The sequence below is a fragment of the Burkholderia sp. AU27893 genome (assembly GCF_002223205.1).
Lineage (GTDB): Bacteria > Pseudomonadota > Gammaproteobacteria > Burkholderiales > Burkholderiaceae > Burkholderia.
This window is the reverse complement of sequence record NZ_NKFD01000004.1, coordinates 1,333,974-1,358,031: the sequence shown is the minus strand read 5'-3', so window position 1 is coordinate 1,358,031 and position 24,058 is coordinate 1,333,974. Positions and strand designations below refer to the sequence as shown.

Below are 24,058 nucleotides of genomic sequence, written 5' to 3'. Positions count from 1 at the left end.
GGGTAGATGCCTGCATTTGTCAGACGATAGGGCTCGCGAAGAAGCCGATCCGTGCAGCGCAACCTGAATTGGCGCGATGCGCGGCTGCATGAAGGCACTGCCGTGCATGGCACGGGCGGCGCCTGCAGCGAGGTTGTTCGCAACAGATGAAAGAACAGGACGGCCAGCCGCATGCGGCATGGCTGCCATGCCGGGCATGTCGCATGCGGAGTGCGCGCGTCCGGGCCCCGATCCCCAACGATCAACATCCGACCATGTCCACGCCACCTGACAAACCCAACTCGCGCCGCCGTTTCCTGCGCACGTCGGTCGCGCTCGTGCCGATCGCGTCGGTCGCCGGCTGCGACCTGCGTTCGTCGTCGCCTTCCGCGACGACCGGCAACGCGCCCGGCGCATCGGCCAACGCCGAACGCGCGCCGTACAAGCCGACCTTCTTTGATGCGAAGGAATGGGCGTTCGTCCAGGCCGCGGTCGACCGGCTGATTCCGGCCGACGCCGAAGGCCCCGGCGCGCTCGAATCGGGCGTGCCCGAATTCATCGACCGCCAGATGGAGACGCCGTATGCGCACGGCGCGACCTGGTACATGCAGGGGCCGTTCCAGCAAGGCGTGCCCGAGCTCGGCTACCAGCTGAAGCTGGTGCCGCGCGACATTTACCGGCTCGGTATCGCGGCGGTCAACCGTTATTGCGAGAAGACCCACGGCAAGGCGTTCGCGGATCTCGACGCACCGACGCGCGACACCGTGCTCGGCGCGCTGGAGAAGGGCGGCGCGCAGATCGACGACGTGCCGCCCGGCGTGTTCTTCGGTCAGTTGCTGCAGAACACGCGCGAGGGTTACTTCTGCGATCCGGTGCATGGCGGCAATCACGACATGGCCGCGTGGAAGATGATCGGCTTTCCGGGCGCGCGCGCGGACTTCATGGATTTCGTCAACCAGAACGGCAAGTCGTATCCGTACGGCCCCGTCTCGATCAACGGGGAGCGCAGCTGATGGCCGCAGAGAAAAAGCCGCATGTCGATGCGGTGATCGTCGGCTTCGGCTGGACCGGCGCGATTCTCGCGAAGGAACTGACCGAAGCGGGCCTGAACGTGGTCGCGCTCGAGCGCGGCGAGTATCGCGACACCTATCCGGACGGCGCGTATCCGAACACGATCGACGAGCTGACCTACAACATCCGCAAGAAGCTGTTCCTCGACCTGTCGAAGACGACCGTGTCGATCCGCCACGGCCTGCAGGACACCGCGCTGCCGTACCGGCAGCTCGCCGCGTTCCTGCCGGGCGAAGGCGTGGGCGGCGCGGGGCTGCACTGGTCGGGCGTGCATTTCCGGATCACGCCGGAAGAGCTGCGCCTGCGCAGCCACTATGAAGAGCGCTACGGCAAGAAGTTCATCCCCGAAGGGATGACGATCCAGGACACGGGCGTGACCTACGAGGAGCTCGAGCCGCATTTCGACTTCGCCGAAAAGGTGTTCGGCACGTCGGGGCAGGCGTACAAGGTCGGCGGCAAGGTGGTCGGCGACGGCAACGTGTTCGAGGCGAACCGTAGCGACAACTTCCCGCTGCCCGCGCAGCTCAACACGTATTCGGCGCAGCGCTTCTCCGATGCCGCCAAGTCGCTCGGCCTGCATCCGTACCGGCTGCCGTCGGCGAACACGTCCGGGCCGTACACGAACCCGTACGGCGTGCAGATGGGCCCATGCAACTTCTGCGGCTACTGCAGCGGCTACGCGTGCTACATGTACTCGAAGGCGTCGCCGAACCTGAACATCCTGCCCGCGCTGAAGCAGGCGCCGAACTTCGAGCTGCGCTCGAAGTGCCACGTGCTGCGCGTCGACCTCGACGATACGAAGAGGCGCGCGACGGGCGTGACCTACGTCGACCCGGCCGGGCGCGAAGTGCACCAGCCGGCCGATCTCGTGATCGTGGCCGCGTTCCAGTACCACAACGTGCACCTGCTGCTGCTGTCGGGCATCGGCAAGCCGTACGACCCGATCTCGGGCGAAGGCGTCGTGGGCCGCAATTTCGCGTACCAGAACCTGTCGACGATCAAGGCGTTCTTCGACAAGGACACCTACACGAATCCGTTCATCGGCGCGGGCGGCAACGGCGTCGCGGTGGACGATTTCAACGCGGACAACTTCGACCACGGCCCGCTCGGCTTCGTCGGCGGCTCGCCGCTGTGGGTGAACCAGGCCGGCGTGAAGCCGATCAGCGGCATCGCGACGCCGCCCGGTACGCCGCAGTGGGGCTCGGCGTGGAAGAAGGCGGTCAAGGACAACTACGCGCATACGATCTCGATGGACGCGCACGGCACCAACATGTCGTACCGCGACGTCTACCTCGACCTCGATCCGACCTATCGCGATTCGTACGGCCAGCCGCTGTTGCGGATGACCTTCGACTGGAAGGACAACGACATCAAGATGGCGCAGTACGTGACCGGGCAGATGAAGAAGATCGCGGAGGCGATGGGGCCGAAGGCGATCAGCGTATCGACGCGCGAGTTCGGCAAGCACTTCGATTCGCGCGCGTACCAGACGACTCACCTCGTCGGCGGCGCGATCATGGGCACCGACCCGAAGACGAGCGTGCTGAACCGTTACCTGCAGTGCTGGGACGTGCACAACGTGTTCGTGATGGGCGCATCGGCGCTGCCGCAGGGCATCGGCTACAACCCGACCGGGATCATCGCGGCGCTGGCCTACTGGTCGGCACGTGCGATCCGCGAGCAATACCTGAAAAATCCCGCCCCGCTGGTGACCGCATGAAGAGGACGATGAACCACAACGTCGCGCGCCGGATGTCGCGCGCGCTGGCGGCCGGTGCGGCCTGGGCCGCGTTCGGCTTCGCAGGCTCGATGGCGTTCGCGCAGCCGACAGCTCCCGCGGCGGCTTCCGGCCCGGCTGCCGCACCCGCGGCCCAATCCGCCGACGCGGCCCTGATCAAGCGCGGCGAATACCTCGCGCGGGCAGGCGACTGCATCGCGTGCCACACCGCGAGCGGCGGCAAGCCGTTCGCCGGCGGGCTGAAATTCGACACGCCGATCGGCGCGATCTACTCGACGAACATCACGCCGGACCCGAAAACGGGCCTGGGCGGGTGGAGCGTCGAGGACTTCACGCGTGCGGTGCGCGAAGGCGTGCGCAAGAACGGCGACACGATGTATCCGGCCATGCCGTTCCCGTCCTACGCGCGCCTGACCGACGACGACATGAAGGCGCTGTACGCGTACTTCATGCATGGCGTCGCGCCCGTCGAGCACGAGAACCGCGCGGTCGACATCGTGTGGCCGCTGTCGATGCGCTGGCCGCTCGGGATCTGGCGCAAGATGTTCGCGCCGACGCCGAAGCCGTTCGACGCGGCGCCGTACACCGATCCGGTGGTCGCGCGCGGGGCGTATCTCGTGCAGGGTCTCGGCCACTGCGGCGCGTGCCATACGCCGCGCGCGCCGACGATGCAGGAGCGCGGGCTGACCGACGCGGATGGCCCGGACTTCCTGGCCGGCGGCGCGGCGATCGACGGCTGGGTGCCGACGAGCCTGCGCGGCGAGCCGCGCACGGGCCTCGGCACGTGGACGGAAACCGAGATCGTGCAGTTCCTGAAGACGGGCCGCACGCTGCGCACGGCCGCGTTCGGCGGGATGACGGACGTGGTCGGCCACAGCATGCAGCACATGACCGACGACGACCTGAACGGGATCGCGCGCTACCTGAAGACGCTCCCGCCGCGCGTGCAGGGCGAGCAGCCGCACGTGTACGACGCGGCGGCCGCGAAGGCGCTGCAGACCGGTGACGCGAGCAAGCCGGGCGCGGCCGTCTATCGCGACAACTGCATGGCCTGCCACCGCAGCGACGGCCACGGCTACACGCGCGTGTTCCCGGCGCTGGCCGGCAACCCGGTCGTGCAGGGCGACGATCCGACCTCGCTGATCCACGTCGTGCTGGAGGGCAGCGCGCTGCAGGGTACGCGCACCGCGCCGTCGACGTTCACGATGCCGCCGTTCGGCTGGCGCCTGTCGGACCAGGAAGTCGCGGACGTGTCCAACTTCGTACGCACGAGCTGGGGCAACACGGGGGCTGCCGTGACGGCCGCGCAGGTCGCGAAGGTGCGCAAGAGCGTGCCGTCGACCCGGCCCGAACCGCCGCCGGGCGCGCGGTTCCCGCAAGCGTCGCGCTGACGGGGCGGCGGGGCGCCGGCCCCGCCTGTCCGATGTGCATCAAGGCGCCGCCGGTTCCGCGCGGCGCCTTTTGTTTCGCCGGGGGTTGCACCCCGCAAAGGCGCGCCAATACGTGAAATTTTCGCGGCGGCGCGCCATTTTTCCGCCTCATCCCTTATCCTTTCGTTCTTGAACCTTACTAAATAGTTACAAGAACTTCGGGAGGGGGGATGCCTCATGACGTCAGCCTGATTGCGTTGCTCGCGGCCGGTTTCGGTCTCGCGATGGTCTTCGGTTATTTCGCGTCGCTGTTGAAAATGCCGCCGCTCGTCGGCTATCTGCTTGCCGGGATCGTGATCGGCCCCGGCACACCCGGCTTCGTCGGCGACCTGTCGCTCGCGCAGCAGCTCGCCGAAGTCGGCGTGATGCTGCTGATGTTCGGCGTCGGCCTGCATTTCTCGCTCGGCGATCTGCTCGCGGTGCGCAAGATCGCGCTGCCGGGCGCGATCGTCCAGATTACGGTGGCCACGCTGCTCGGCGGCGGGCTCGCGCTCACGTGGGGCTGGAGCGTCGGCGCGGCGCTCGTGTTCGGGCTCGCGCTGTCGGTCGCGAGCACGGTGGTGCTGCTGCGTGCGCTCGAAGGGCGCGGGCTGGTCGAGACGGTCAACGGGCGCATCGCGGTCGGCTGGCTCGTCGTCGAGGATCTCGTGATGGTGCTCGTGCTGGTGCTGCTGCCGCCCGTCGCGGGGCTGCTCGGCGGCACGCCGCCCGGCGACGCGCAGGCGGCCGGCGGCAGCGTGTGGGGCACGCTCGGCGTCACGATGCTGAAGGTCGCGGCGTTCATCGCATTGATGCTGGTGGTCGGCAAGCGCGTGTTTCCGCGCATTCTGTGGCTCGTCGCGCGCACCGGCTCGCGCGAGCTGTTCACGCTGTGCATGATCGCGGCCGCGGTCGGCATCGCGTTCGGTGCGGCGAAGCTGTTCGACGTGTCGTTCGCGCTCGGCGCGTTCTTCGCCGGGATGATGATGCGCGAGTCGGAATTCAGCCGGCGCGCGGCCGACGAGACGCTGCCGCTGCGCGATGCGTTCTCGGTGCTGTTCTTCATCTCGGTCGGGATGCTGTTCGACCCGAAGATCCTGCTCGCGGAGCCGCTGCACGTGATCGAGGTCGCGGGGATCGTGGTGATCGGCAAGACGCTCGCGGCGGTCGCGCTCGTGATCGCGTTCCGCTATCCGCTGAATACCGCGCTGACGGTCGGCGCGGGGCTCGCGCAGATCGGCGAGTTCTCGTTCATCCTCGCCGGGCTCGGCCGTGCGCTGGGGCTGTTGTCGGCCGAGGGGCAGAGCCTGATTCTGGCCGTCGCGCTGATCTCGATCGCGATGAACACGCTGCTGTTCGCGATGATCGATCCGGCGCTCGCATGGATCCGCAAGCATTCGGCGTTCGCGCGCAAGCTCGAGGCCCGCGACGATCCGCTCGCCGCGCTGCCGATGTCGACGCCGCAGACGCACCTGACCGGGCAGGTCGTGATCGTCGGCTACGGCAAGGTCGGTACGCGAATCGCGCACGCGCTGGACGAGCGCGGCATCGCGTATGTCGTCGTCGAGCAGAATCGCGAGCTCGTCGAGAAACTGCGTGCGGACGGTGTCGCGGCCGTGTCGGGCGACGCGATCGAGCCGATCGTGCTCGTGCAGGCGCATATTGCGCGCGCCGGGATGCTGGTCGTCACGCTGCCCGACGTGTTCGACGTGCGGCAGATCGTCGAGATCTCGCGCACCTTGAATCCGGCGCTCGAGGTCGTGCTGTGCACGAACAGCGGTGACGAGGCCGCACTGTTGTCGAGCGAGGGGATCGGCACCGTGTTCATGGGCGAGTCCGAACTGGCGCGCGGGATGACCGAGCACGTGCTCGGCAGGATGACGAAGCCGGCGGTCGCAGCGTCGCATTGACGGCGCGCGGCATCGCGCCGCGTACCGGGCAGGGCGCGGCGGCCCGGGCGGGCCGAGGCGCGTAAAAATGGCTGGAGGCGACGGCGGGAACGCTCAAATGATGCGCTGCGTTCCTGGATCGAATGACGGTGCCCGATGACCGGGAAGTCCGAGGCCGTGACGAGGCCGTCGGAGCGTGACGCGCGCGCCGGGACGGCGGCGCGTCGCGCGGGCTGCGCCGATCAACCCGCCGCCGTATTTGCCTGCGCCGGCGCTTTCGATGGCGAGGCAGTCTTCAGGGATGCGGCGGCTTTCGGCGCAGCGGCTGTTTTGGCCTGCGTCGCCGACGCTTTCGGTGCAGCCACCGTCTTTTGCGGCGCAACGGCCTTCGCCGGCGGCGTCTTCTCGGGCTCGACCGGCGCGTCGGGCGGCACGCCGAGCAACTGCAGCGAGCCGCTCGTGACCGACGCGAACACCGGGCCGGCCACCGTGCCGCCGTAGTAGCCCTTGCCGCGCGGCTCGTCGATCATCACCGCGACGATCAGGCGCGGGTTGCTCATCGGCGCCATCCCGGCGAACAGCGCGCGGTACTTGCCCTTCGCATAGGTCGCGCCAACCTGCTTGCGCGCGGTACCCGTCTTGCCTCCGATCCGGTAGCCGTCGACGCGCGCGCGGCGCCCCGTGCCGCCTTCGCCGACTGCCATCTCGAGCATCGAACGGATCGCCGCGGCCGTTTGCGGCGACGTCACGCGGTGGCCGCGATGCGCGTCGATCGTCTGCTGGTCGGTGCCGTTCTTCAGCAGCGACACCGGGTGCAGCGTGCCGTCGCCGGCATAGGCCGTGTAGGTTTGCGCGATCTGCAGCAGCGACATCGACAGGCCGTAGCCGTACGCCATCGTCGCCTGCTCGATCGGCCGCCAGCGCTTGTAGCCGCGCAGCCGGCCCGACGCGACGCCCGGGAACGTGAGTTCCGGTGCGCGGCCGATGCCATATTCCTGGTATTTGTTCCAGATCGTTTCGGCAGGCAGGTTCAGCGCGAGCTTCGCGAGCGCGACGTTGCTCGACTTCTGCAGCGCCTGCGACACCGTCAGCGACCCGTGATTCGACGTGTCGTGGATCACGGCCGGGCCGATCTTGTAGGTGCCCGGCGACGTGTTGATGATCGTGTTCGGCGTGACCTTGCGCTCGTCGATCGACAGCGCGACGACGAGCGGCTTGATCGTCGAGCCCGGCTCGAACGTGTCGATCACCGCGCGGTTGCGCAACTGCTGGCCGGTGAGGCGCGCGCGGTCGTTCGGGTCGAAGGTCGGATAGTTCGCGAGCGCGAGGATTTCGCCGTTCTGCGCGTCGAGCACCACGACGCTGCCGGCCACCGCGTTGTTCTCGAGCACGGCCGCCTTGAGCTGGCTGAACGCGAGTTGCTGGATGCGGCGGTCGATCGTCAGTTCGATCGTCGCGCCGTGCTGCGCCGGGACGAGCGGGCGCGTGTCCGACACGATGCGGCCGAGCCGGTCGCGGATCACCTCGCGCTGCCCGGACGTGCCCACCAGGCGCGCATTCGCCGCGAGTTCCACGCCTTCCTGCCCCTTGTCCTCGACGTTCGTGAAGCCGACCACGTGCGCGGCCGATTCGCCTTCCGGGTAGAAGCGCTTCGAATCGGCGATCTGCGTGATGCCGTCGATCGCCAGCTTGTCGAGCTTGCCCGCGGTGTCCGCGTCGACCTGCCGCTTGAGCAGCACGAACGTCTTGTCGTTGCCGAGGCGCCGCTTGACCTCGACGAGCGGCATGTCGAGCAGTTTCGAGATCTGCGGGTAATCGGTGTCGGCGACCTGCTTCGGGTTCGCCCAGATTTCATAGGTCGACAGGCTGACGGCAAGCATCGCGCCGTTGCGGTCGACGATGCGCCCGCGCGTCGCGTCGAGCTCGATCGTGCGCTGGTAGCGTTTCTGACCCTGGCCGACGTAGAACTCCTTGTTCGCGACCTGCACCCAGAAGGCGCGGCCGATCAGCGCGGCGAACGCGAGGAACACGATGATCACGATCAGCTTCGAGCGCCACATCGGCAGGCGCGACGCGAGCATCGGATTTTTGGTCGCGGCCGCGTACGGATCGGCGGGGTGGGTCTTTTTTTTCACGCTCATGCAATGGCCGGGTCGGGCCGCCCGGAGGCGGCGAGTCAGTCTGAATAATGCGATTGTAATAAAGGAGTAAACGCCGTGTGGGGAAAGTATGTTCCGGCCCCGAGAAAATACCGGTATCGGCGCGCTCGCACACCGGGTGAAAAAGGGGGAACGGCGCGGCGGGAGCGGCATTTTCCCGGAGCCGCTGACGATGAAACTCCGGGTGACTCGCGACGTGCAGAACGGGAGCAGGGATTTCAGGTATGGATCGACGCCGATCCTCCGGTGTGCGATCAATTGATCGGCGCGCGGTTATTTCTTTAAACCGGGAAATGAAAAACGCCCCGGAATGGGGCGCCGTTAATGCTGAATATCGAAATGAATATCGCTGAAACCGGAATAAACCCGAAAACCGCAGACGAATTACATCGATAGTTTCTATCGGGCGACGGAAATGAATTCCCGGTATTCCGGTTCGCTCGTGCAACGATCGACAGCCTGCAGTCGCCACGCGCCGGGGTGATTGCCGGCGAGCACCGCGGGGCCCTGTTCGCGCTGCATTGCATCGAACGACAGTCCCTTCAACTGGCACACGGCATTCCCGCCGTCGGCCGCGCAGAGCGCCATGGCGCCCTCGACGTCGCGGACCTTGCCCCAGGTCGGAAGATCCATGCCTTGATGTGCCTCGCGCGACCACAGGCCCTCGTCGGTGTCGACCCACAGTACCGCGAACGCGTGCCGGGTTGCCGATTCGCTGCCATTAATCCGAATGGTGAGGCGCATTGTGATCGTCTCCTAAAAAAATGACACATTCGACCGTTTTGACTTGATCAGTCTAGATAGACTGGTGTGAAACGCAAGTGATAATCCGCAATAAATTCATATTGAGTCCATTGCGATTTCAGATGGAACGACGTCTGACGATTCATGGTTATTCCGACCGGGCACCCGCCAACACGCGCGTACCGGCGATCGCGGTGCCGATGGGGGAGGGTCGATCATCGAGACATGGGATGACATGCCCGCGAGGCGCGTCGATCTGTCGCGCATGACCGGGTCGACCCGGGCGGCACCGCACCGTCGGAGCGCGGGCCGAGCGGATGTTGCGGGATGTTGACGGCGCGCCCGGTACGACACACTCCGACAATCCCATACAAATCGGCACACTTTCACGAAACTTTCGGGACAGACTTGCCTGCGGTCGGGCCCCACACTGGAATCTTCCCGATCGAGTGCCGCGGACGCCCGTCCTCGGCGGCTGCCGCCGCCTCGTGCCAGAGACGCGATCGACGCGATCGCGGGCCGCACGCCCGATCGGGACTGCCGGGGCGCGCGTCAGGCCCCGGCCCGGCCGGTGAGCCGTGCGCAGCCCGCAACCGCGGGCGTCGCGCCGCCCGGCCGACTCATCGAAGGAGACTATCGTGCTGATCTGGAAAACCGCGTTGTCGCTCAACTGGCGGACGAGCCTCGTGTCGCCGGCCAGCGCACCGGTCGCGGCGGCGAACGTCGGGCGGCTGGTGCTGACCGGTGCCACCGGCTTCATCGGCAGTACCGTGCTGACGGCGCTCGTCAATGCGGGGCTGCTCGAGCGCATCGTCTGCGTCGTGCGGGCGCAGGATCGTGGCCACGCCGTCGCGCGGCTGCGCGAAGCGGCGCTGCGCGCGGGGCTGGCGCCGTACTGGGCGTCGCGCCTGACCGATGCGAACGTGATCGTCGGTGCGCTCGGCGACGTGTGGCAGGGCGCCGACGCGCCGCGCCTCGCCGCCGCAACGCACGTGATTCATTGCGCGGGCCATGCGTCGCCGGCCGACGGCGCGCACCTGCGGGCCGATATCGCCGATGCGGTGCGCTTCGCCGAACGCTTTGCCCGGGCGCCGCGCCTGCAGCGCTTCGTGTACGTCGGCACGGCCTATGCGCATGCGGGCCGCGGCGGGATCGTGCAGGAAGAAGCAGCGGCCGCTGCGGCGAACGACGGCGCGCGCGACGCAGAAGGCCTGCCGGGTGCGGTGCTCGCGGCGGACTACCTGCATGCGAAGGCCGAGACCGAGCAGCGGCTGCGGGCGCTCGGGCTGCCGCTCGTCGTGGTGCGGCCGTCGCATGTGGTCGGCCACACGGTGCTCGGTACACGGCCCGCGCCGAATTCGTTCTGGATGTTCCGGCTCGCGCATGCCGCGCGCCGCTTCACCGCGCGGCCGATGACGCGCATCGACATCGTGTCGGTGGACGACGTGGCGCGTGCGACGATGCTGCTGGCCGTCAAGCCGACGCTCGCGCACGACCTGTATCACGTGTCGGCCGGCGACGAGGCGCCGCAGGTCGCGCAGATCGTGCGCGCGATGGACGAGGCGGCGGGGATGACGGGCGCGCCGCGCTACGCGGCATGTGCGCCGGCCGAGTTGCCGCTCGTGGTGCGCGATGTGCTGGGGCGGACCGATCCGGCACTCGAACGCGTGATCGGCCGGGCACTGCAGCGCTGCGGGGAATTCGCGACGGTCGATCGCGTGTTCGACAATCGCCGCGTGCGCGACGAAATCGATTTCGAGCCGTTGCCGTTCCTCGATTACGTCGAGGAATGCATGCGCACGTCGCGCGGCGTGGCCGTGACCGAACTGATGCGCGGCACGGTGCACTGAACGCCCGCGCTGCAGCGGCGCCCTGTTCCGCGGCTGGCGGGAACGGGCGCCGTTTTCATGTGTTGCCGCCGAGCTCGATGAGCCGGTCGAGCGCGCGATAAATGTCTTCGAGGCCGTCCTGGCCGAACCGCGATTCGAGCTGCCGGTACTGCTCGTCGATCCGCGGACCGATTTCCGTGACCAGTTTCCTGCTTTGCGGTGTCAGGCTGACCAGCAGCCGGCGCTGATCTTCCTGCGCGCGCGTGCGCGTGATCAGGCCGTCGCGCTCCATCCGTTCCAGCACGCCCGTTAGGCTCGGGCTCAGGATGCAGCAGCGCCGCGCGATCTGTCCCGCTTCGAGCGCCTGAGCCGGTTCGCCGTCGAGCACGCGGATGATGCGCCATTGCTGTTCGGTCAGCGCGAATTCCTTGAGAATGGGCCGAAACAGACCCATCAGCGTTTCGCGGGCCTCGAGCAGCAGCATGGCCAGGTTGCGGTGGTCGAGCGTACGGTTCATCGGGGAGAGCAGAGGACGGGGACGCATCAATCTTAACAGCCGCGGGTAGTGAATTTCGCCTATCAGGGTAATCGAGGTTGCGAGCGTTCGATTGTTTACTTAAGATATTAACTATTGACGATGCGCCGCGACGCGCGGCAGGGGAATGACGCATGGAGCTGTCTTGCACGACCGCCGCGGCGCCGCCGTTGCCGGTCGCCATCGGTACCGTCTACGGTGCGCTGCTCAACGAGCGCGCGGCGCTCGACGCGCTCGGCGATGCCGTGAACGCACCGCCTTACGGCCGCCCGCCACAGGCGCCGATCCTGTACATCAAGCCCGCCAACACGCATGCGAGCGACGGCGCGGCCGTCGTCGTGCCCGCCGGTGTCGACGCGCTGGAAATCGGCGCGTCGGTGGCCGTCGTGTTCTCCCGGCGCGCGACGCGCGTGCCGGCCGTACAGGCACTCGACTACCTTCACGGTTTCACGCTCGCGAGCGACGTGTCGGTGCCGCATCCCGATTACTACCGTCCGGCCGTGCGCTTCAAGTGCCGCGATGGTTTCTGCCCGCTGGGCCCGGCCATCGTGCCGGCCTCTGCGCTGGGCGATGTCGACGCGATCGGCCTGAGCGTGCGGATCGACGGCGAGGTGGCCGTATCTGCCTCGACGGCCACGCTGATTCGCCCCGTGCGCGAGTTGATCGCCGACGTGACGGCCTTCATGTCGTTCGACGCGGGCGACGTGCTGTTGCTCGGCGTCGCGGGCGGCGCACCGCGCGCCCGCGCGGGCAGCACGATCGAGATTGCCGCCGCCGGCCTGGGCACGTTGCGGCACACGCTGATTGCGGAGGAAGCACGATGAGGACGGCGCGCGTGATCTACAACGGCGCACTGCATGCGGCCGAACCGGCCGGCGACGGTGCGATCCGCCTCGATACGGGGTGCGTCGTCGCGGAAGAGCGGGTCGAATGGCTGCCGCCCGTCGCGCCGCGCACGACGTTCGCGCTCGGTCTCAACTACGCCGACCACGCGAAGGAGCTCGCGTTCAAGGCGCCGAGCGAGCCGCTGATCTTCCTGAAGGGGCCGAACACGTTCATCGGCCACCGGTCGCGCACCGTGCGCCCGGTGGATGCCACTCACATGCATTACGAATGCGAGCTCGCCGTCGTGATCGGCCGGCCCGCGCGCAACGTGAGCCGCGCGCAGGCGCTCGACTACGTGGCCGGCTATACGGTCGCGAACGACTACGCGATCCGCGACTATCTCGAGAACTACTACCGTCCGAACCTGCGCGTGAAGAACCGCGACACCTGCACGCCGCTCGGGCCGTGGTTCGTCAGCCGCGACGAGATCGGCGATGCGGGCGACCTGACGCTGCGCACGACGGTGAACGGCCAGGAGACGCAGCGCGGCAGCACGCGCGACATGATCTTCGACGTGCCTGCGCTGATCGAGCATATCAGCGGCTTCATGACGCTCTCGCCGGGCGACCTGATCCTGACCGGCACGCCCGAGGGGCTGGCGGACACGAAGCCGGGCGACGAGGTCGTGACCGAGATCGAAGGGATTGGCCGGCTCGTGAACACGATCGTCGGCGAAGCAGACTACTATCGCGCCGGCTGAGCCGGTCGCCCAAGGAGAGAGCATGACCATCAAGCACTGGATCGACGGCCGCGAAGTCGAGAGCCGCGAGACGTTCACGACGCTGAATCCCGCGACGGGCGAGGTCATCACCGACGTCGCATCGGGCGGCGAGGCCGAAGTCGACGCGGCCGTACGCGCCGCGAAGGCAGCGTTCCCGAAATGGGCGAACACGCCCGCCAAGGAGCGCGCGAAGCTGATGCGCAAGCTCGGCGAGCTGATCGAGAAGAACGTGCCGATGCTCGCGGCGCTGGAGACGCAGGACACCGGGCTGCCGATCGCGCAGACGAGCAAGCAGCTGATTCCGCGCGCGTCCGAGAACTTCAACTTCTTCGCGGAAGTGTGCGTGCAGATGAACGGCCGCACCTATCCGGTCGACGACCAGATGCTGAACTACACGCTGTACCAGCCGGTCGGCGTGTGTGCGCTGGTGTCGCCGTGGAACGTGCCGTTCATGACCGCGACGTGGAAGACGGCGCCGTGTCTCGCGCTCGGCAACACGGCCGTGCTGAAGATGTCGGAACTGTCGCCGCTGACGGCCGACCAGCTCGGCCGCCTCGCGCTCGAAGCCGGCATTCCGCCCGGCGTGCTCAACGTCGTGCAGGGCTATGGCGCGACGGCCGGCGATGCACTCGTGCGCCATCCCGACGTGCGTGCGGTGTCGTTCACCGGCGGCACGGTGACCGGCAAGCGGATCATGGAGCGTGCCGGTCTCAAGAAGTATTCGATGGAGCTCGGCGGCAAGTCGCCGGTGCTGATCTTCGACGATGCCGATTTCGACCGCGCGCTCGATGCATCGCTGTTCACGATTTTCTCGATCAACGGCGAACGCTGCACGGCCGGCTCGCGGATCTTCGTGCAGCGCACGATCTACGACCGCTTCGTGCAGGAATTCGCGCGCCGCGCGAACAACCTGGTGGTCGGCGATCCGTCCGATCCGGCCACGAACCTCGGTGCGATGATTACGCGCCAGCACTGGGAGAAGGTGACGGGCTATATCCGCATCGGCGAGCAGGAAGGCGCACGCGTGGTCGCGGGCGGCGCGGACAAGCCGGCGGGCCTGCCCGACCATCTGCGCAACGGCAACTTCGTGCGGCCGACCGTGCTGGCCGACGTCGACAACCGGATGCGCGTCGCGCAGGAAGAGATCTTCGGGCCGGTCGCGTGCCTGATCCCGTTCGAGGACGAGGAAGAAGGGCTGCGGCTCGCGAACGACACGTCGTACGGGCTTGCCTCGTACATCTGGACGCAGGATGTCGGCAAGGTGCATCGCCTCGCACGCGGCATCGAGGCCGGGATGGTGTTCGTGAACAGCCAGAACGTGCGGGACCTGCGCCAGCCGTTTGGCGGCGTGAAGGAATCGGGTACCGGGCGCGAGGGCGGCGAATACAGTTTCGAGGTGTTCGCGGAGATCAAGAACGTGTGCATTTCGATGGGTTCGCATCATATTCCGCGCTGGGGCGTGTGACGGGCGCGGGTGGTCTGGCAGCACCAATGATTTCTTGGCCGGCACGCCGGCCGGGCATGGGGCCGGAGTAAGCGCTAAAGCGCTAACTCCGGCCGACCGCGAAGCATGGGACCGGAGTAAGCGCTAAAGCGCTAACTCCGGCCGACAGGAGACTTGAACGATGGGCAAACTGTCCCTCGCCGCGAAAATCACGCACGTGCCGTCGATGTACCTGTCGGAAATGCCCGGCAGGCATCACGGCTGCCGCGAAGCGGCGATCCGCGGCCATCAACTGATCGGCGCGCGCTGCCGCGCGCTCGGCGTCGACACGATCGTCGTGTCGGACGTGCACTGGCTCGTCAACGCCGGCTATCACGTGAACTGCAATGCGCAGTTCTCGGGTACGTACACGAGCAACGAGCTGCCGCATTTCATCCGCGACATGCAGTACGCGTATCCGGGCAACCCGGCGCTCGGCCGACTGATCGCCGAGACGGCCACCGAGCGCGGGATCGCGACCCGCGCGCACGAGATCGACAGCCTCGAACTCGAATACGGCACGCTGGTGCCGATGCGCTACATGAACGCCGACCAGCACTTCAAGGTCGTGTCGATCGCCGGCTGGTGCATGTGGCATCAGCTCGACGAAAGCCGGCGCTTCGGCGAGGCGCTGCTCGAAGCGATCGAGAAGAGCGATTCGAACGTCGCGTTTCTCGCGAGCGGTTCGTTGTCACATCGTTTCAACGACAACGGCAGCCCCGAGGAATCGATTCACGAGATCAGCCGCGAATTCTTCCGGCAGGTCGACCTGCGCGTGGTCGAGCTGTGGAAGCAAGGCGATTTCAAGACCTTCTGCGCGATGCTGCCCGAGTACAACACGCATTGCCACGGCGAAGGCGGGATGCACGACACCGCGATGCTGCTCGGCTTGCTCGGCTGGGATCGCTACGACAAGCCTGTCGAGATCGTCACCGACTACTTTGCAAGTTCGGGCACCGGACAGATCAACGCGATCTTTCCGTTGTCCTGAACGCTTCGCCACGCATTCGACAGGAGACCAGCCATGCCCCATATCGTCGTCGAATACACCGCGAACATCCGCGACGACGCACGTATTCCCGTGCTGCTGCGCACGATCAACGCTACGTTGATCGCGCAGGGCGGCGTGTTCCCGACGGGCGGCATCCGCTCGCGCGCGATCGAGCTGCAGGACTATTGCGTGGCCGACGGCACGGGGGACGACGCATTCGTCCACGTGACGCTCAAGATCGGCTCGGGCCGTACCGACGAGCAGAAAAAAGCCGCGTGCGACGCCCTGTTCGACGCGATCAAGGCGCATTTCGCGGAGTTGTACGCGAAACGCTACCTGGCGCTGTCGATGGAACTGACCGAGTTCAGCGAAAGCGGCTCGTACAAGCACAACAACATCCATGCCCGCTACAAGCGGGCCGGCTGAACCCCATTCCCGATCCGACCATGCTCGAACCCGCCATCATCGACCAGCTCGCGCAGCGTCTGCACGACGCCGAGCGCGAGCGCAAGCAGATCCGCCAGATCTCGCTCGACCATCCCGACATCACGATCGACGACGCGTACGCGATCCAGCGCACGTGGGTCGCCCTCAAGCTCGCGGAAGGCCGCACGCTGAAGGGCCACAAGATCGGCCTGACGTCGAAGGCGATGCAGAACACGTCACAGATCGACGAGCCCGACTACGGCGCGTTGCTCGACGACATGTTCTTCGCCGACGGCGGCACGATTCCCACCGGCCGCTTCATCGTGCCGCGCGTCGAGGTCGAGCTCGCGTTCGTGCTCGGCAAACGGCTCACCGGCCCGGACTGCACGATCTTCGACGTGTACGACGCGGTCGACTACGTGGTGCCGGCGCTCGAGATCATCGACGCCCGCAGCCAGTCGATCGACCCCGATACGAAGCGGCCACGCAAGGTGTTCGACACGATCGCCGACAACGCGGCGAACGCGGGCGTCGTGATCGGCGGGCGGCCGGTGAAACCGCAGGACGTCGACCTGCGCTGGGTCGCGGCGATCATGTCGCGCAACGGCGTGGTCGAGGAAACGGGCGTCGCGGCCGGCGTGCTGAACCATCCGGCGAATGGGGTTGCGTGGCTCGCGAACCGGCTGGCTCGCTTCGACGTCGCGCTGGAGCCGGGGCAGATCGTGCTCGGCGGCTCGTTCACGCGGCCGTGCGCGGCACGGCCGGGCGACACGTTCAGCGTCGACTACGGCCCGCTCGGGACGATCCAGTGCTACTTCGAGTGAGGTGAACGAGCGATGCAGATTCCTTCGAATGTCTTCAAAGCGGCGCTCGCGCGTGGCGACGCGCAGATCGGGCTGTGGCTCGGACTCGCGAATCCGTACAGCGCCGAAGTGGTTGCGGGCGCCGGTTTCGACTGGCTGCTGATCGACGGCGAGCATGCGCCGAACACGGTGCCGACGATCCTCGCGCAACTGCAGGCGATCGCGCCGTATCCGTCGCATCCGGTCGTGCGCGTGCCGTGGAACGATCCGGTGATCGTCAAGCAGGTGCTCGACCTCGGGGCGCAGACGTTGCTCGTGCCGATGGTGCAGAGTGCCGACGAGGCGTGCGCGGCGGTGGCGGCCACGCGTTATCCGCCGCACGGGATTCGTGGCGTGGGCAGTGCGCTGGCGCGTGCGTCGCGGTGGAATCGCGTCGGTGACTACCTGCATCGCGCGAACGACGAGATGGCCGTGCTCGTACAGGTCGAGACGCGGGCGGGGCTCGACGCGATCGATGCGATTGCGCGGGTCGAAGGTGTGGACGGCGTGTTCATCGGACCGGCGGATCTCGCGGCCGATCTCGGGCATCTCGGCAATCCGGGGCATCCGGACGTGCAGGCGGCGATCGATGGCGCGATCCGGACGATCAAGGTGGCCGGCAAGGCGCCGGGGATTTTGAGCGCCGATGAGGCGGCCGCGCGGCGCTATCTGGAGGCGGGGACGTTGTTTGTTGCGGTCGGGGTGGATACGACGCTGCTGGCGAGGGGCGCGGAGCGGTTGGCTGCGCTGTTCAAGGGGAAGGGGGAGCAGGCCGAGACGACGGGGGACGGTACGTATTGACCCGATGGCAGAAGCTGGCGTTTTCCGTCTACTGGGCGCCAACCTTCCGCACGCGGATTCGTATCTCCGGATCGCCACGCTCATTCCTCTCCACGGCGCCCTGTTTCCATATACCTCCCCGGCGTCGTCCCCAACGCGCGCCGGAACATGTCGATGAACGCGCTGACGTTGTCGTACCCGAGATCGAGCGCGATCGTCGTCACCGGCACGCCGTCGGCAATGCGCTCAAGCGCCCTCAGCAGCCTGGCCTGCTGACGCCACTGCGCGAACGTCAGCCCCGTTTCCGCGACGAAGCGGCGGCTCATTGTCCGCGCGCTGATGCCGGCCCATTCGGCCCATTCCTCCAACCGCCGGTTGTCCGCTAGATCGGCGGCAAGCGCATCGGTGATCTTCATCAGCCGCGGATCTTGCGGCCGCACCAGCCCCAGTGCCTCGACTTCCGACGACGCGATTTCATCAAGGATCACGTCGGCGATCCGCGTCCGAGCGGCATCCAGCGCCGCCCCCTCCCAACTCGCCGCCCGCTGCACGGCCTCGCGCAGCAGCGGCGTCGTGCGGATCGCGCGCGGCGCCTTCGGCAGCGCCGCGCATCGTGCTTCGGCAACGAACGCCGACCAGCCGGAAATCGGCCCGAACGAGCGTAGCGAATGCCGGCAATGCGGCGGAATCCAGATTGCATGGATCGCCGGCACGACCCAGTCCTGATCGTCGAGACCGATCGTCAGCAGCCCGCTCAGTGCGCCGACGAGCTGGCCGCGCGCGTGCGAGTGGGATGGCGTCACGCGCGGGTCGCGTTGCGACAGGACGGCCGCGACGACGAACGGGCCGTCGTCGGACGTGACGAATCGGGCGGGCAGGAGTGGATCGGACATGGCCGGAAATCGGGATCGAATGGCCGTTATACCGGAGATCGGCCGGATTCGCACGCCTACACTGGATCCATCGATGACAACCGGAGTACGACACGATGCGAGCCGAACAGCTGCTTCCCGACCATGCCGACCGGATCGAGGCCGACGGAACGACGATCCGCAAGGGTACCGTCGGCGCGTTCCTGGTCAACGCGCAAGTGCTGACCGATCCGAACGCCGCGCCCGCCGACCGGGCGCGCGCGGAAGCCGACACGATCGACGCATTGCCCGCGTTGCGCGCACTTGGCCTGTTCGACGTGCTGGACGTACGCGACCCCGCGCTGCGCGCGTGGCTCGATGCGCAATGACACGCGCCGCAATCGTCGATCGGGATCCCTGATTCAAGGAGCAACCATGAAAGCAGCAGTCGTGACGGGCGCCGGCGAGCGTCCCGTCCATATGGAATTCGACGCGCCGCGTGCGATGCCGGGCCATCGCCTGATCGACGTGAGGGCGTCCGCACTGAGCCGGATCGCGCAGGGGCGGGCGTCCGGCACGCATTACTCGTCGGACGGGCGCTATCCGTTCGTCGTCGGTGTCGACGGCGTGGGTTGTCTCGACGACGGGCAACGCGTCTATTTCTTCGGTGCGCCCGCACCGTTCGGCGCGATGGCCGAGCGGACGATCGTGCCCGATACGCGGTGCGTGCCGCTGCCCGATGCGCTCGACGACGTCACGGCCGCGGCGATCGCGATTCCCGGGATGTCGTCGTGGGCCGCGCTGTCCGAGCGTGCGCGGCTCGTCGCGGGCGAGACGGTGCTCGTCAACGGCGCGACCGGTACGTCGGGGCGGCTGGCGGTGCGGATCGCGAAGCATCTCGGCGCTGCGAAGGTGATCGCGACCGGCCGCAACGCGGCTGCACTGCAGGCATTGCTGCACGCGGGTGCGGATGCCGTCGTATCGCTGCAGCAGGACGACGCGCATATGGCGCGTGCGCTCGAGCCGCATTTCCGTGCCGGCGTGGACGTCGTGCTCGACTATTTGTGGGGGAGCAGCGCGCAGACGCTGCTGGTTGCCGCGGCGAAGGCGACCCCCGATGGCCGCCGGCTGCGCTTCGTGCAGATCGGCTCGATCGGCGGCGCGGATGTGCTGTTGCCGGGCGCGGTGCTGCGGGCGACGGCCATCGAGCTGATGGGCAGCGGCCTCGGCAGTGTGTCGCTGCCGCGCCTGCTGGCCTCGGTGCGCGGCGTATTCGACGCGGCCAGGCCGGCGGGGCTGGCAATCGACACGCGCACGGTGCCGCTGTCGGCTGTCGGCGAACACTGGGGCGATGTGAACAGTCTCGTGCGCCCGGTGTTCACGATGCGCGAAGGCGGATGACGAACAGGCGGCGCACCGCCTGTCCGCACGCACGGCTGGGGCCGTTTCGCACGCGATCTCGTCAGGATACCGACGGGTCCTGCGAATCGGTTCGTGCAACGACCAACGGTAGGGGCCCGTCGCGAACGGGCGAACGGGCGGGTGGCGGCGCGCAACACACGCGCCGCCACCCGCCGTCAACCTCAGAACCGCTGCTGAATCCCCGCCGTCACCCCGACCTGCGTGGTGCCGTACCCGTTGACATCGCGCGATACACCGACCTTCTGCCCATGCTTCCCGATCGCGAACGCACCGGCTGCGTACAGCACCGTGCGCTTCGACAGCGCGTAATTCGCACGCATCGACACGAGCGTCGGATCGGCATCCGTGCCGCCCTTGATGTTCTGGTGATACACGGCGCCGATCAACGAGAATGTCGGCGTGAACTGGTACGACCCGCCGACCCAGTACATGTCGCTCAACTGGTTCGCGGCGCTCGTGCGATACGTGCGCTTGTAGTTGCGGTAGCCGGCCATCGTCTTCAGGTTGCCGAAGTCGTAGCTCAGGCCCGCATGAATCCCCTGGACGTAGTTGACCGTATCGGCCGGCGTCACGCTGTCGGCCGCGCCGTTCTGCCGGTCGAACGCGACCACCGCGCCGAACGGGCCTTGTTCGTAGCCGACCGCGAAGTCGTATTTCGAGCTGGTCTTCATGCTGCCCGGCACGTTGCCGAAGCCGTACAACGCGCCGAACTTGAAGCCGCTGAATTCACCGTCGTAGCGCACCGCATTCGACGAGCGCGTGAACATGCCGTCCTTGCGGCCGCCGGTCGCCATCGACGACGAGGCCCACGAGTAGTTCTGCGCGTAACCCATCGGGTCGAACGGCAGCATGTAGTCGTAGGTGACGGTGTAGTTGCGGCCGAGCGTCAGTTCGCCCCATTTGCCCTTCAGGCCGACCGTCGCGCGGCGCGCGAAGATCGAGTCGGGGCCGTCGTCGAGCGCGCCGTTCGCGAGGTCGATCCCGCTTTCCAGCCGGAACACGGCCTTCAGCCCGCCGCCGAGATCCTCGACGCCGCGCAGGCCCCAGCGCGACGTGTTCTTGTTGCCTGACTTGAGCTTGACGGAATTGCCGCCTTCCGGCGCTGCGTGGTTGGCGAATTCGATGCCGGCGTCCATGATCCCGTAGATCGTGACCGACGACTGCGCGTGCGCGGCCGGCACGGCGAGACAGGCTGCCGCTGCCGAACCGGTGAGGACTACTGTTCGAATGGAACGTTCTGCGCGTGACTTCATTTTGACGGTGTCTCCTTGATTTTTTGTGGGTGGTTGAAACAGAAAACGGGTACTCGTCGCGCCGATGCGCGTCTCGAAGGGAGGTGCGCGCGACTGCATGCGCGGCGGCGCGCGGGCCGCCGCGACGGGGTCAGCCCGCCTTCGCGAACGCCCAGCAGTCGTTGGCCGGGAATTCGATCCAGTGCTTGCCCGCTGCACGCGGCACGTGACCGAATGCGCGCAGGCGCATCTCGCCGCAATGGAACAGGTATTCCCAGCGGTCGCCGAGATACATCGACGTGACGAGGTCGGCCTGCAGCCGGTTCGCGCCCGGGCCGTCGGCGACCTGCACGCGTTCGAGGCGGATCACGGCCTGCGCGTCCTGGCCCGGCGCGAACGTGTCGCGGGCGAGCGCCTGCAGTTCCCAGCCGTCGCCGGCGAGCGTCACGCGTTCGCCGTCAATGGCCGCGACGCGCGCATCGATCCGGTTGTTGCTGCCCATGAACTCGGCCGTATACAGCGAGCGCGGCGCGCCGTACAGTTCGGCCGGCGTGCCTTCCTGCTCGATGCGGCCGTTGCGCAGCAGCAGGATGCGGTCGGACATCGCCATCGCTTCGGTCTGGTCGTGCGTGACGCACAGGGCCGACAGCCCGAGCGACACGATCAGTTCGCGCAGCCAGGCGCGCGCTTCTTCGCGCAGCTTGGCGTCGAGGTTCGACAGCGGTTCGTCGAGCAGGATCACCGGCGGGTTGTAGACGAGCGCGCGCGCAATCGCGACGCGCTGTTGCTGGCCCCCCGACAGCTGATGCGGAAAGCGTTCCGCGAGATGGCCGAGGCCGAGCTGGTCGAGTGCGGACTGCACGCGGCGCTTCTGTTCGGCGGGTGCGACGCGGCGCAGCTTCAGCCCGTAGCCGACGTTGTCGGCGACGGTGCGGTGCGGCCACAGCGCGTACGACTGGAACACGAGGCCGAGCGAGCGCTGCTCGACGGGCAGATCGACGCGCTGCGCGCCGTCGAAGAACACGCGGTCGTCGAGCTGGATGCGGCCGTCGGACGGCTGTTCGAGGCCGGCCACCGCGCGCAGCAGCGTAGTCTTGCCGCTGCCCGACGCGCCGAGCAGACACACGACTTCGCCGGCCTTCAGTTCGAACGACACGCCCTTGAGGATCGGATTGGTGCCGTAGCTGAGGTGCAGGTCGTCGACGATGAGCTTATCCATGAAGTTTCACTCCGAAACGCAGGGCCACGCCGAGACCGGCGCCGACCATCGCGATGTTGATGACAGAAAGCGCGGCGACCTGGTCGACGGCGCCGGTCGCCCACAGCGACACGAGCAGCGCGCCGATCACTTCGGTGCCGGGCGACAGCAGGTAGACGGCCGTCGAGTATTCGCGCTCGAAGATCATGAAGATCAGGAGCCACGCGGCGAGCAGGCCGAAGCGCGCGAGCGGCAGCGTCACGTCGAGCGACACGCGGCTGCGCGTCGCGCCGACGCTGCGGCCGGCTTCCTCGAGCTCGGGGCCGACCTGCAGCAGCGCGCTCTGGATGAGCCGCATCCCGTACGCGAGCCACACGACCGTGTACGCGATCCAGATGCTCCACATCGAGTTCTTCAGCTCGCGCAGGCCCGGGACGAACAGGAAGATCCACAGGAACGCGAGACCGGCGAGCAGGCCGGGCACCGCGCGCGGCAGCAGCACCAGGTAGTCGAGCAGCTTGGTGGCCCAGTCGGGGCGGCGGTGGCCGGCGAACGCGACGAGCGAGTAGAAGCCGATCGCGAGCGCGCCGCCGATCACGCCGATGCCGAGCGTATTGATGATCGCGCGCACCAGGTTGTCCTGCTCGAACAGTTCGATGAAGTTCGTCAGCGTCAGCACCTCGGCGAGCGCGACGCCTTCGCCCCAGTTGGTCACGAACGCGCGCAGCACGATGCCCGAGATCGGCACGATCACGGTCAGCATCAGCCACAGCGCGACGATCGCGAGCGCGACCCAGCGCCAGACGCCGAGCGGCAGCACGGTCGCGCGGCCGGCCTTGCCCTTCACGGTGACGAAGCGGTTCGCGGTCTTCAGCAGGCGGCGCTGCAGCAGCACGAGCGGGAACGTGATCGCGACGATGCACACGGCGACCGCGGCCATCAGGTGATACGACGGCACGCCGAGCTTGTTGGTCAGCTTGTACAGGTAGGTCGCGAGCACGAGGTGGCCTTCCGGGTCGCCGAGCACGAGCGGCAGCCCGAACACCTCGAAGCCGAGGAAGAACACCAGCACGCCGGCGAACAGCAGCGCGGGCATCGTCATCGGCAGGCTGACGTCGAGCGCGACGCGGAACGGGCGGGCGCCCGTCACGCGCGCGGCTTCCTCGACGTCCGAGCCGAGGTTGCGCAGCGCGGCCGACGAGTACAGGTACACGTGCGGCACGTGCGTCAGGCCGACGATCACCGTGATCGCGAAGACCGAGTACACGTTCCAGGGCACGCTCTGCACCCCGAACAGTTCCTTGAACCACACCGAGTAGAAGCCGACCGGGCCGGCGGCGACCACATAGCCGAACGCGAGCACCATCGGCGACACGAACACCGGCGTGAGCAGCAGCGGTTCGAGCCAGCGGCGGCCGGGCAGGTCGGTGCGCACCATCAGGAACGCGAGGATGCCGCCAAGCGGGATCGAGATGAACAGCATCCCGCCGGCGATGATGAACGAGTTCTTCACGGCCGACCAGAAATCGGGATCGCTGAAGACGAAACGGAAGCCCTCGATGCCGAGCGTCTTGTTCGCATCGAAGAACGGCGCGGACAGCAGGCTCTGGAACAGGATGAAGCCGAGCGGCAGCGCGACCGCGATGGTCAGTACCGCGACGACGATCCAGCGCAGCATGCCGGCGAGCGGCTGCAGGCTGCTGACCGGTAGCGCGGGGATCGCATCGCGCGGGCCGGTGGCGGGCGGAACGGCAGGCACCGATCCGCGTGTGCTGGTTGAAAGCATGAGTTCGCCCCTGCGGCCATCCGGATGGCCGCCTCTAGGAAGTCGGTTTGGGGAAGCGGCCGCCCGCGCGACGTGGCGGGCGGCTATT

General features: G+C 67.5%; 21 protein-coding genes. 14 read left to right on the top strand and 7 right to left on the bottom strand.

The window, feature by feature from the left end; all coding sequences use genetic code 11:
• Positions 1-254: 254 nt before the first annotated feature.
• The 4 genes from CFB47_RS25980 (at position 255) to CFB47_RS25965 (ending at position 6,107) form a co-directional block, all read left to right on the top strand.
• Positions 255-992, top strand: coding sequence for a gluconate 2-dehydrogenase subunit 3 family protein (locus CFB47_RS25980; RefSeq protein WP_039356908.1), 738 nt, complete (start codon positions 255-257; stop codon positions 990-992).
• Entirely contained in the window at positions 992-2,770 is a 1,779-nt protein-coding gene (locus CFB47_RS25975; RefSeq protein ID WP_089462742.1) for a GMC family oxidoreductase, read from the top strand. The genes CFB47_RS25980 and CFB47_RS25975 overlap by 1 nt, the downstream gene beginning before the upstream one ends.
• Complete coding sequence (locus CFB47_RS25970) at positions 2,767-4,179, top strand: cytochrome c (protein WP_089462741.1); 1,413 nt, start codon at positions 2,767-2,769, stop codon at positions 4,177-4,179. Before CFB47_RS25975 ends, CFB47_RS25970 begins: the two co-directional genes overlap by 4 nt.
• A 209-nt stretch (positions 4,180-4,388) precedes the next feature.
• A complete protein-coding gene (locus CFB47_RS25965; protein WP_089462740.1) occupies positions 4,389-6,107 on the top strand; it encodes a cation:proton antiporter in 1,719 nt (572 codons plus the stop codon).
• Positions 6,108-6,328: 221 nt separating this feature from the next.
• Here the strand turns inward: CFB47_RS25965 and CFB47_RS25960 are convergent, their stop codons facing one another.
• Together CFB47_RS25960 and CFB47_RS25955 are read right to left on the bottom strand one after the other, a co-directional pair.
• Entirely contained in the window at positions 6,329-8,227 is a 1,899-nt protein-coding gene (locus CFB47_RS25960; protein WP_089462739.1) for a penicillin-binding protein 2, read from the bottom strand.
• A gap of 417 nt (positions 8,228-8,644) precedes the next feature.
• Positions 8,645-8,989 carry a DUF3564 family protein gene (locus CFB47_RS25955; RefSeq protein ID WP_089458071.1) on the bottom strand — a complete coding sequence of 115 codons (345 nt, stop codon included), beginning with the start codon at positions 8,987-8,989 and terminating at the stop codon, positions 8,645-8,647.
• Positions 8,990-9,627: 638 nt separating this feature from the next.
• On the opposite strand from CFB47_RS25955, the gene CFB47_RS25950 reads away from it, so the two are divergent.
• A complete protein-coding gene (locus tag CFB47_RS25950; protein ID WP_089442628.1) occupies positions 9,628-10,839 on the top strand; it encodes an SDR family oxidoreductase in 1,212 nt (403 codons plus the stop codon).
• Positions 10,840-10,894: 55 nt separating this feature from the next.
• On the opposite strand, the gene hpaR is transcribed toward CFB47_RS25950, so the two are convergent.
• Positions 10,895-11,335, bottom strand: a complete 441-nt coding sequence (gene hpaR / locus CFB47_RS25945) for a homoprotocatechuate degradation operon regulator HpaR (protein ID WP_039356885.1) — start codon at positions 11,333-11,335, stop codon at positions 10,895-10,897.
• Positions 11,336-11,487: 152 nt separating this feature from the next.
• Here hpaR and CFB47_RS25940 point away from each other — a divergent pair, with 152 nt between their 5' ends.
• The 7 genes from CFB47_RS25940 to hpaI all read left to right on the top strand — a co-directional run bounded on the left by CFB47_RS25940 (position 11,488) and on the right by hpaI (position 17,502).
• Positions 11,488-12,177 carry a fumarylacetoacetate hydrolase family protein gene (locus CFB47_RS25940; RefSeq protein ID WP_089458074.1) on the top strand — a complete coding sequence of 230 codons (690 nt, stop codon included), beginning with the start codon at positions 11,488-11,490 and terminating at the stop codon, positions 12,175-12,177.
• The gene (locus CFB47_RS25935) at positions 12,174-12,938 is read left to right on the top strand and encodes a fumarylacetoacetate hydrolase family protein (protein ID WP_089462738.1); all 765 of its coding nucleotides are present in this window, start codon (positions 12,174-12,176) and stop codon (positions 12,936-12,938) included. The genes CFB47_RS25940 and CFB47_RS25935 overlap by 4 nt, the downstream gene beginning before the upstream one ends.
• A gap of 22 nt (positions 12,939-12,960) precedes the next feature.
• On the top strand, positions 12,961-14,424 hold the full coding sequence (hpaE, locus tag CFB47_RS25930; protein WP_089462737.1) for a 5-carboxymethyl-2-hydroxymuconate semialdehyde dehydrogenase: 1,464 nt from the start codon (positions 12,961-12,963) through the stop codon (positions 14,422-14,424).
• Between the two features lie 160 nt (positions 14,425-14,584).
• The gene (gene hpaD, locus CFB47_RS25925) at positions 14,585-15,433 is read left to right on the top strand and encodes a 3,4-dihydroxyphenylacetate 2,3-dioxygenase (protein WP_089462736.1); all 849 of its coding nucleotides are present in this window, start codon (positions 14,585-14,587) and stop codon (positions 15,431-15,433) included.
• A 33-nt stretch (positions 15,434-15,466) separates the two neighbouring features.
• A complete protein-coding gene (locus tag CFB47_RS25920) occupies positions 15,467-15,859 on the top strand; it encodes a 5-carboxymethyl-2-hydroxymuconate Delta-isomerase (protein WP_089462735.1) in 393 nt (130 codons plus the stop codon).
• Between the two features lie 20 nt (positions 15,860-15,879).
• A complete protein-coding gene (gene hpaH, locus CFB47_RS25915; RefSeq protein ID WP_089427639.1) occupies positions 15,880-16,683 on the top strand; it encodes a 2-oxo-hept-4-ene-1,7-dioate hydratase in 804 nt (267 codons plus the stop codon).
• Positions 16,684-16,695: 12 nt separating this feature from the next.
• Complete coding sequence (hpaI, locus tag CFB47_RS25910) at positions 16,696-17,502, top strand: 4-hydroxy-2-oxoheptanedioate aldolase (RefSeq protein WP_089462734.1); 807 nt, start codon at positions 16,696-16,698, stop codon at positions 17,500-17,502.
• 80 nt (positions 17,503-17,582) lie between these two features.
• On the opposite strand, the gene CFB47_RS25905 is transcribed toward hpaI, so the two are convergent.
• Positions 17,583-18,374 (bottom strand): helix-turn-helix domain-containing protein, encoded by a 792-nt coding sequence (locus CFB47_RS25905; protein ID WP_089462733.1) that lies wholly within the window; start codon positions 18,372-18,374, stop codon positions 17,583-17,585.
• A gap of 95 nt (positions 18,375-18,469) precedes the next feature.
• Here CFB47_RS25905 and CFB47_RS25900 point away from each other — a divergent pair, with 95 nt between their 5' ends.
• Entirely contained in the window at positions 18,470-18,721 is a 252-nt protein-coding gene (locus tag CFB47_RS25900) for a hypothetical protein (RefSeq protein WP_089442618.1), read from the top strand.
• A 46-nt stretch (positions 18,722-18,767) separates the two neighbouring features.
• Complete coding sequence (locus CFB47_RS25895; RefSeq protein ID WP_089462732.1) at positions 18,768-19,733, top strand: zinc-binding alcohol dehydrogenase family protein; 966 nt, start codon at positions 18,768-18,770, stop codon at positions 19,731-19,733.
• 182 nt (positions 19,734-19,915) lie between these two features.
• Here CFB47_RS25895 and CFB47_RS25890 read toward each other — a convergent pair whose 3' ends face one another.
• From CFB47_RS25890 to CFB47_RS25880, 3 genes are all read right to left on the bottom strand, one after another.
• Positions 19,916-21,007, bottom strand: a complete 1,092-nt coding sequence (locus tag CFB47_RS25890; RefSeq protein ID WP_089458084.1) for a porin — start codon at positions 21,005-21,007, stop codon at positions 19,916-19,918.
• Between the two features lie 130 nt (positions 21,008-21,137).
• Positions 21,138-22,205 carry an ABC transporter ATP-binding protein gene (locus tag CFB47_RS25885; RefSeq protein WP_089458085.1) on the bottom strand — a complete coding sequence of 356 codons (1,068 nt, stop codon included), beginning with the start codon at positions 22,203-22,205 and terminating at the stop codon, positions 21,138-21,140.
• The gene (locus CFB47_RS25880) at positions 22,198-23,970 is read right to left on the bottom strand and encodes an iron ABC transporter permease (protein ID WP_089462731.1); all 1,773 of its coding nucleotides are present in this window, start codon (positions 23,968-23,970) and stop codon (positions 22,198-22,200) included. The genes CFB47_RS25885 and CFB47_RS25880 overlap by 8 nt, the downstream gene beginning before the upstream one ends.
• Positions 23,971-24,058 lie beyond the last annotated feature (88 nt).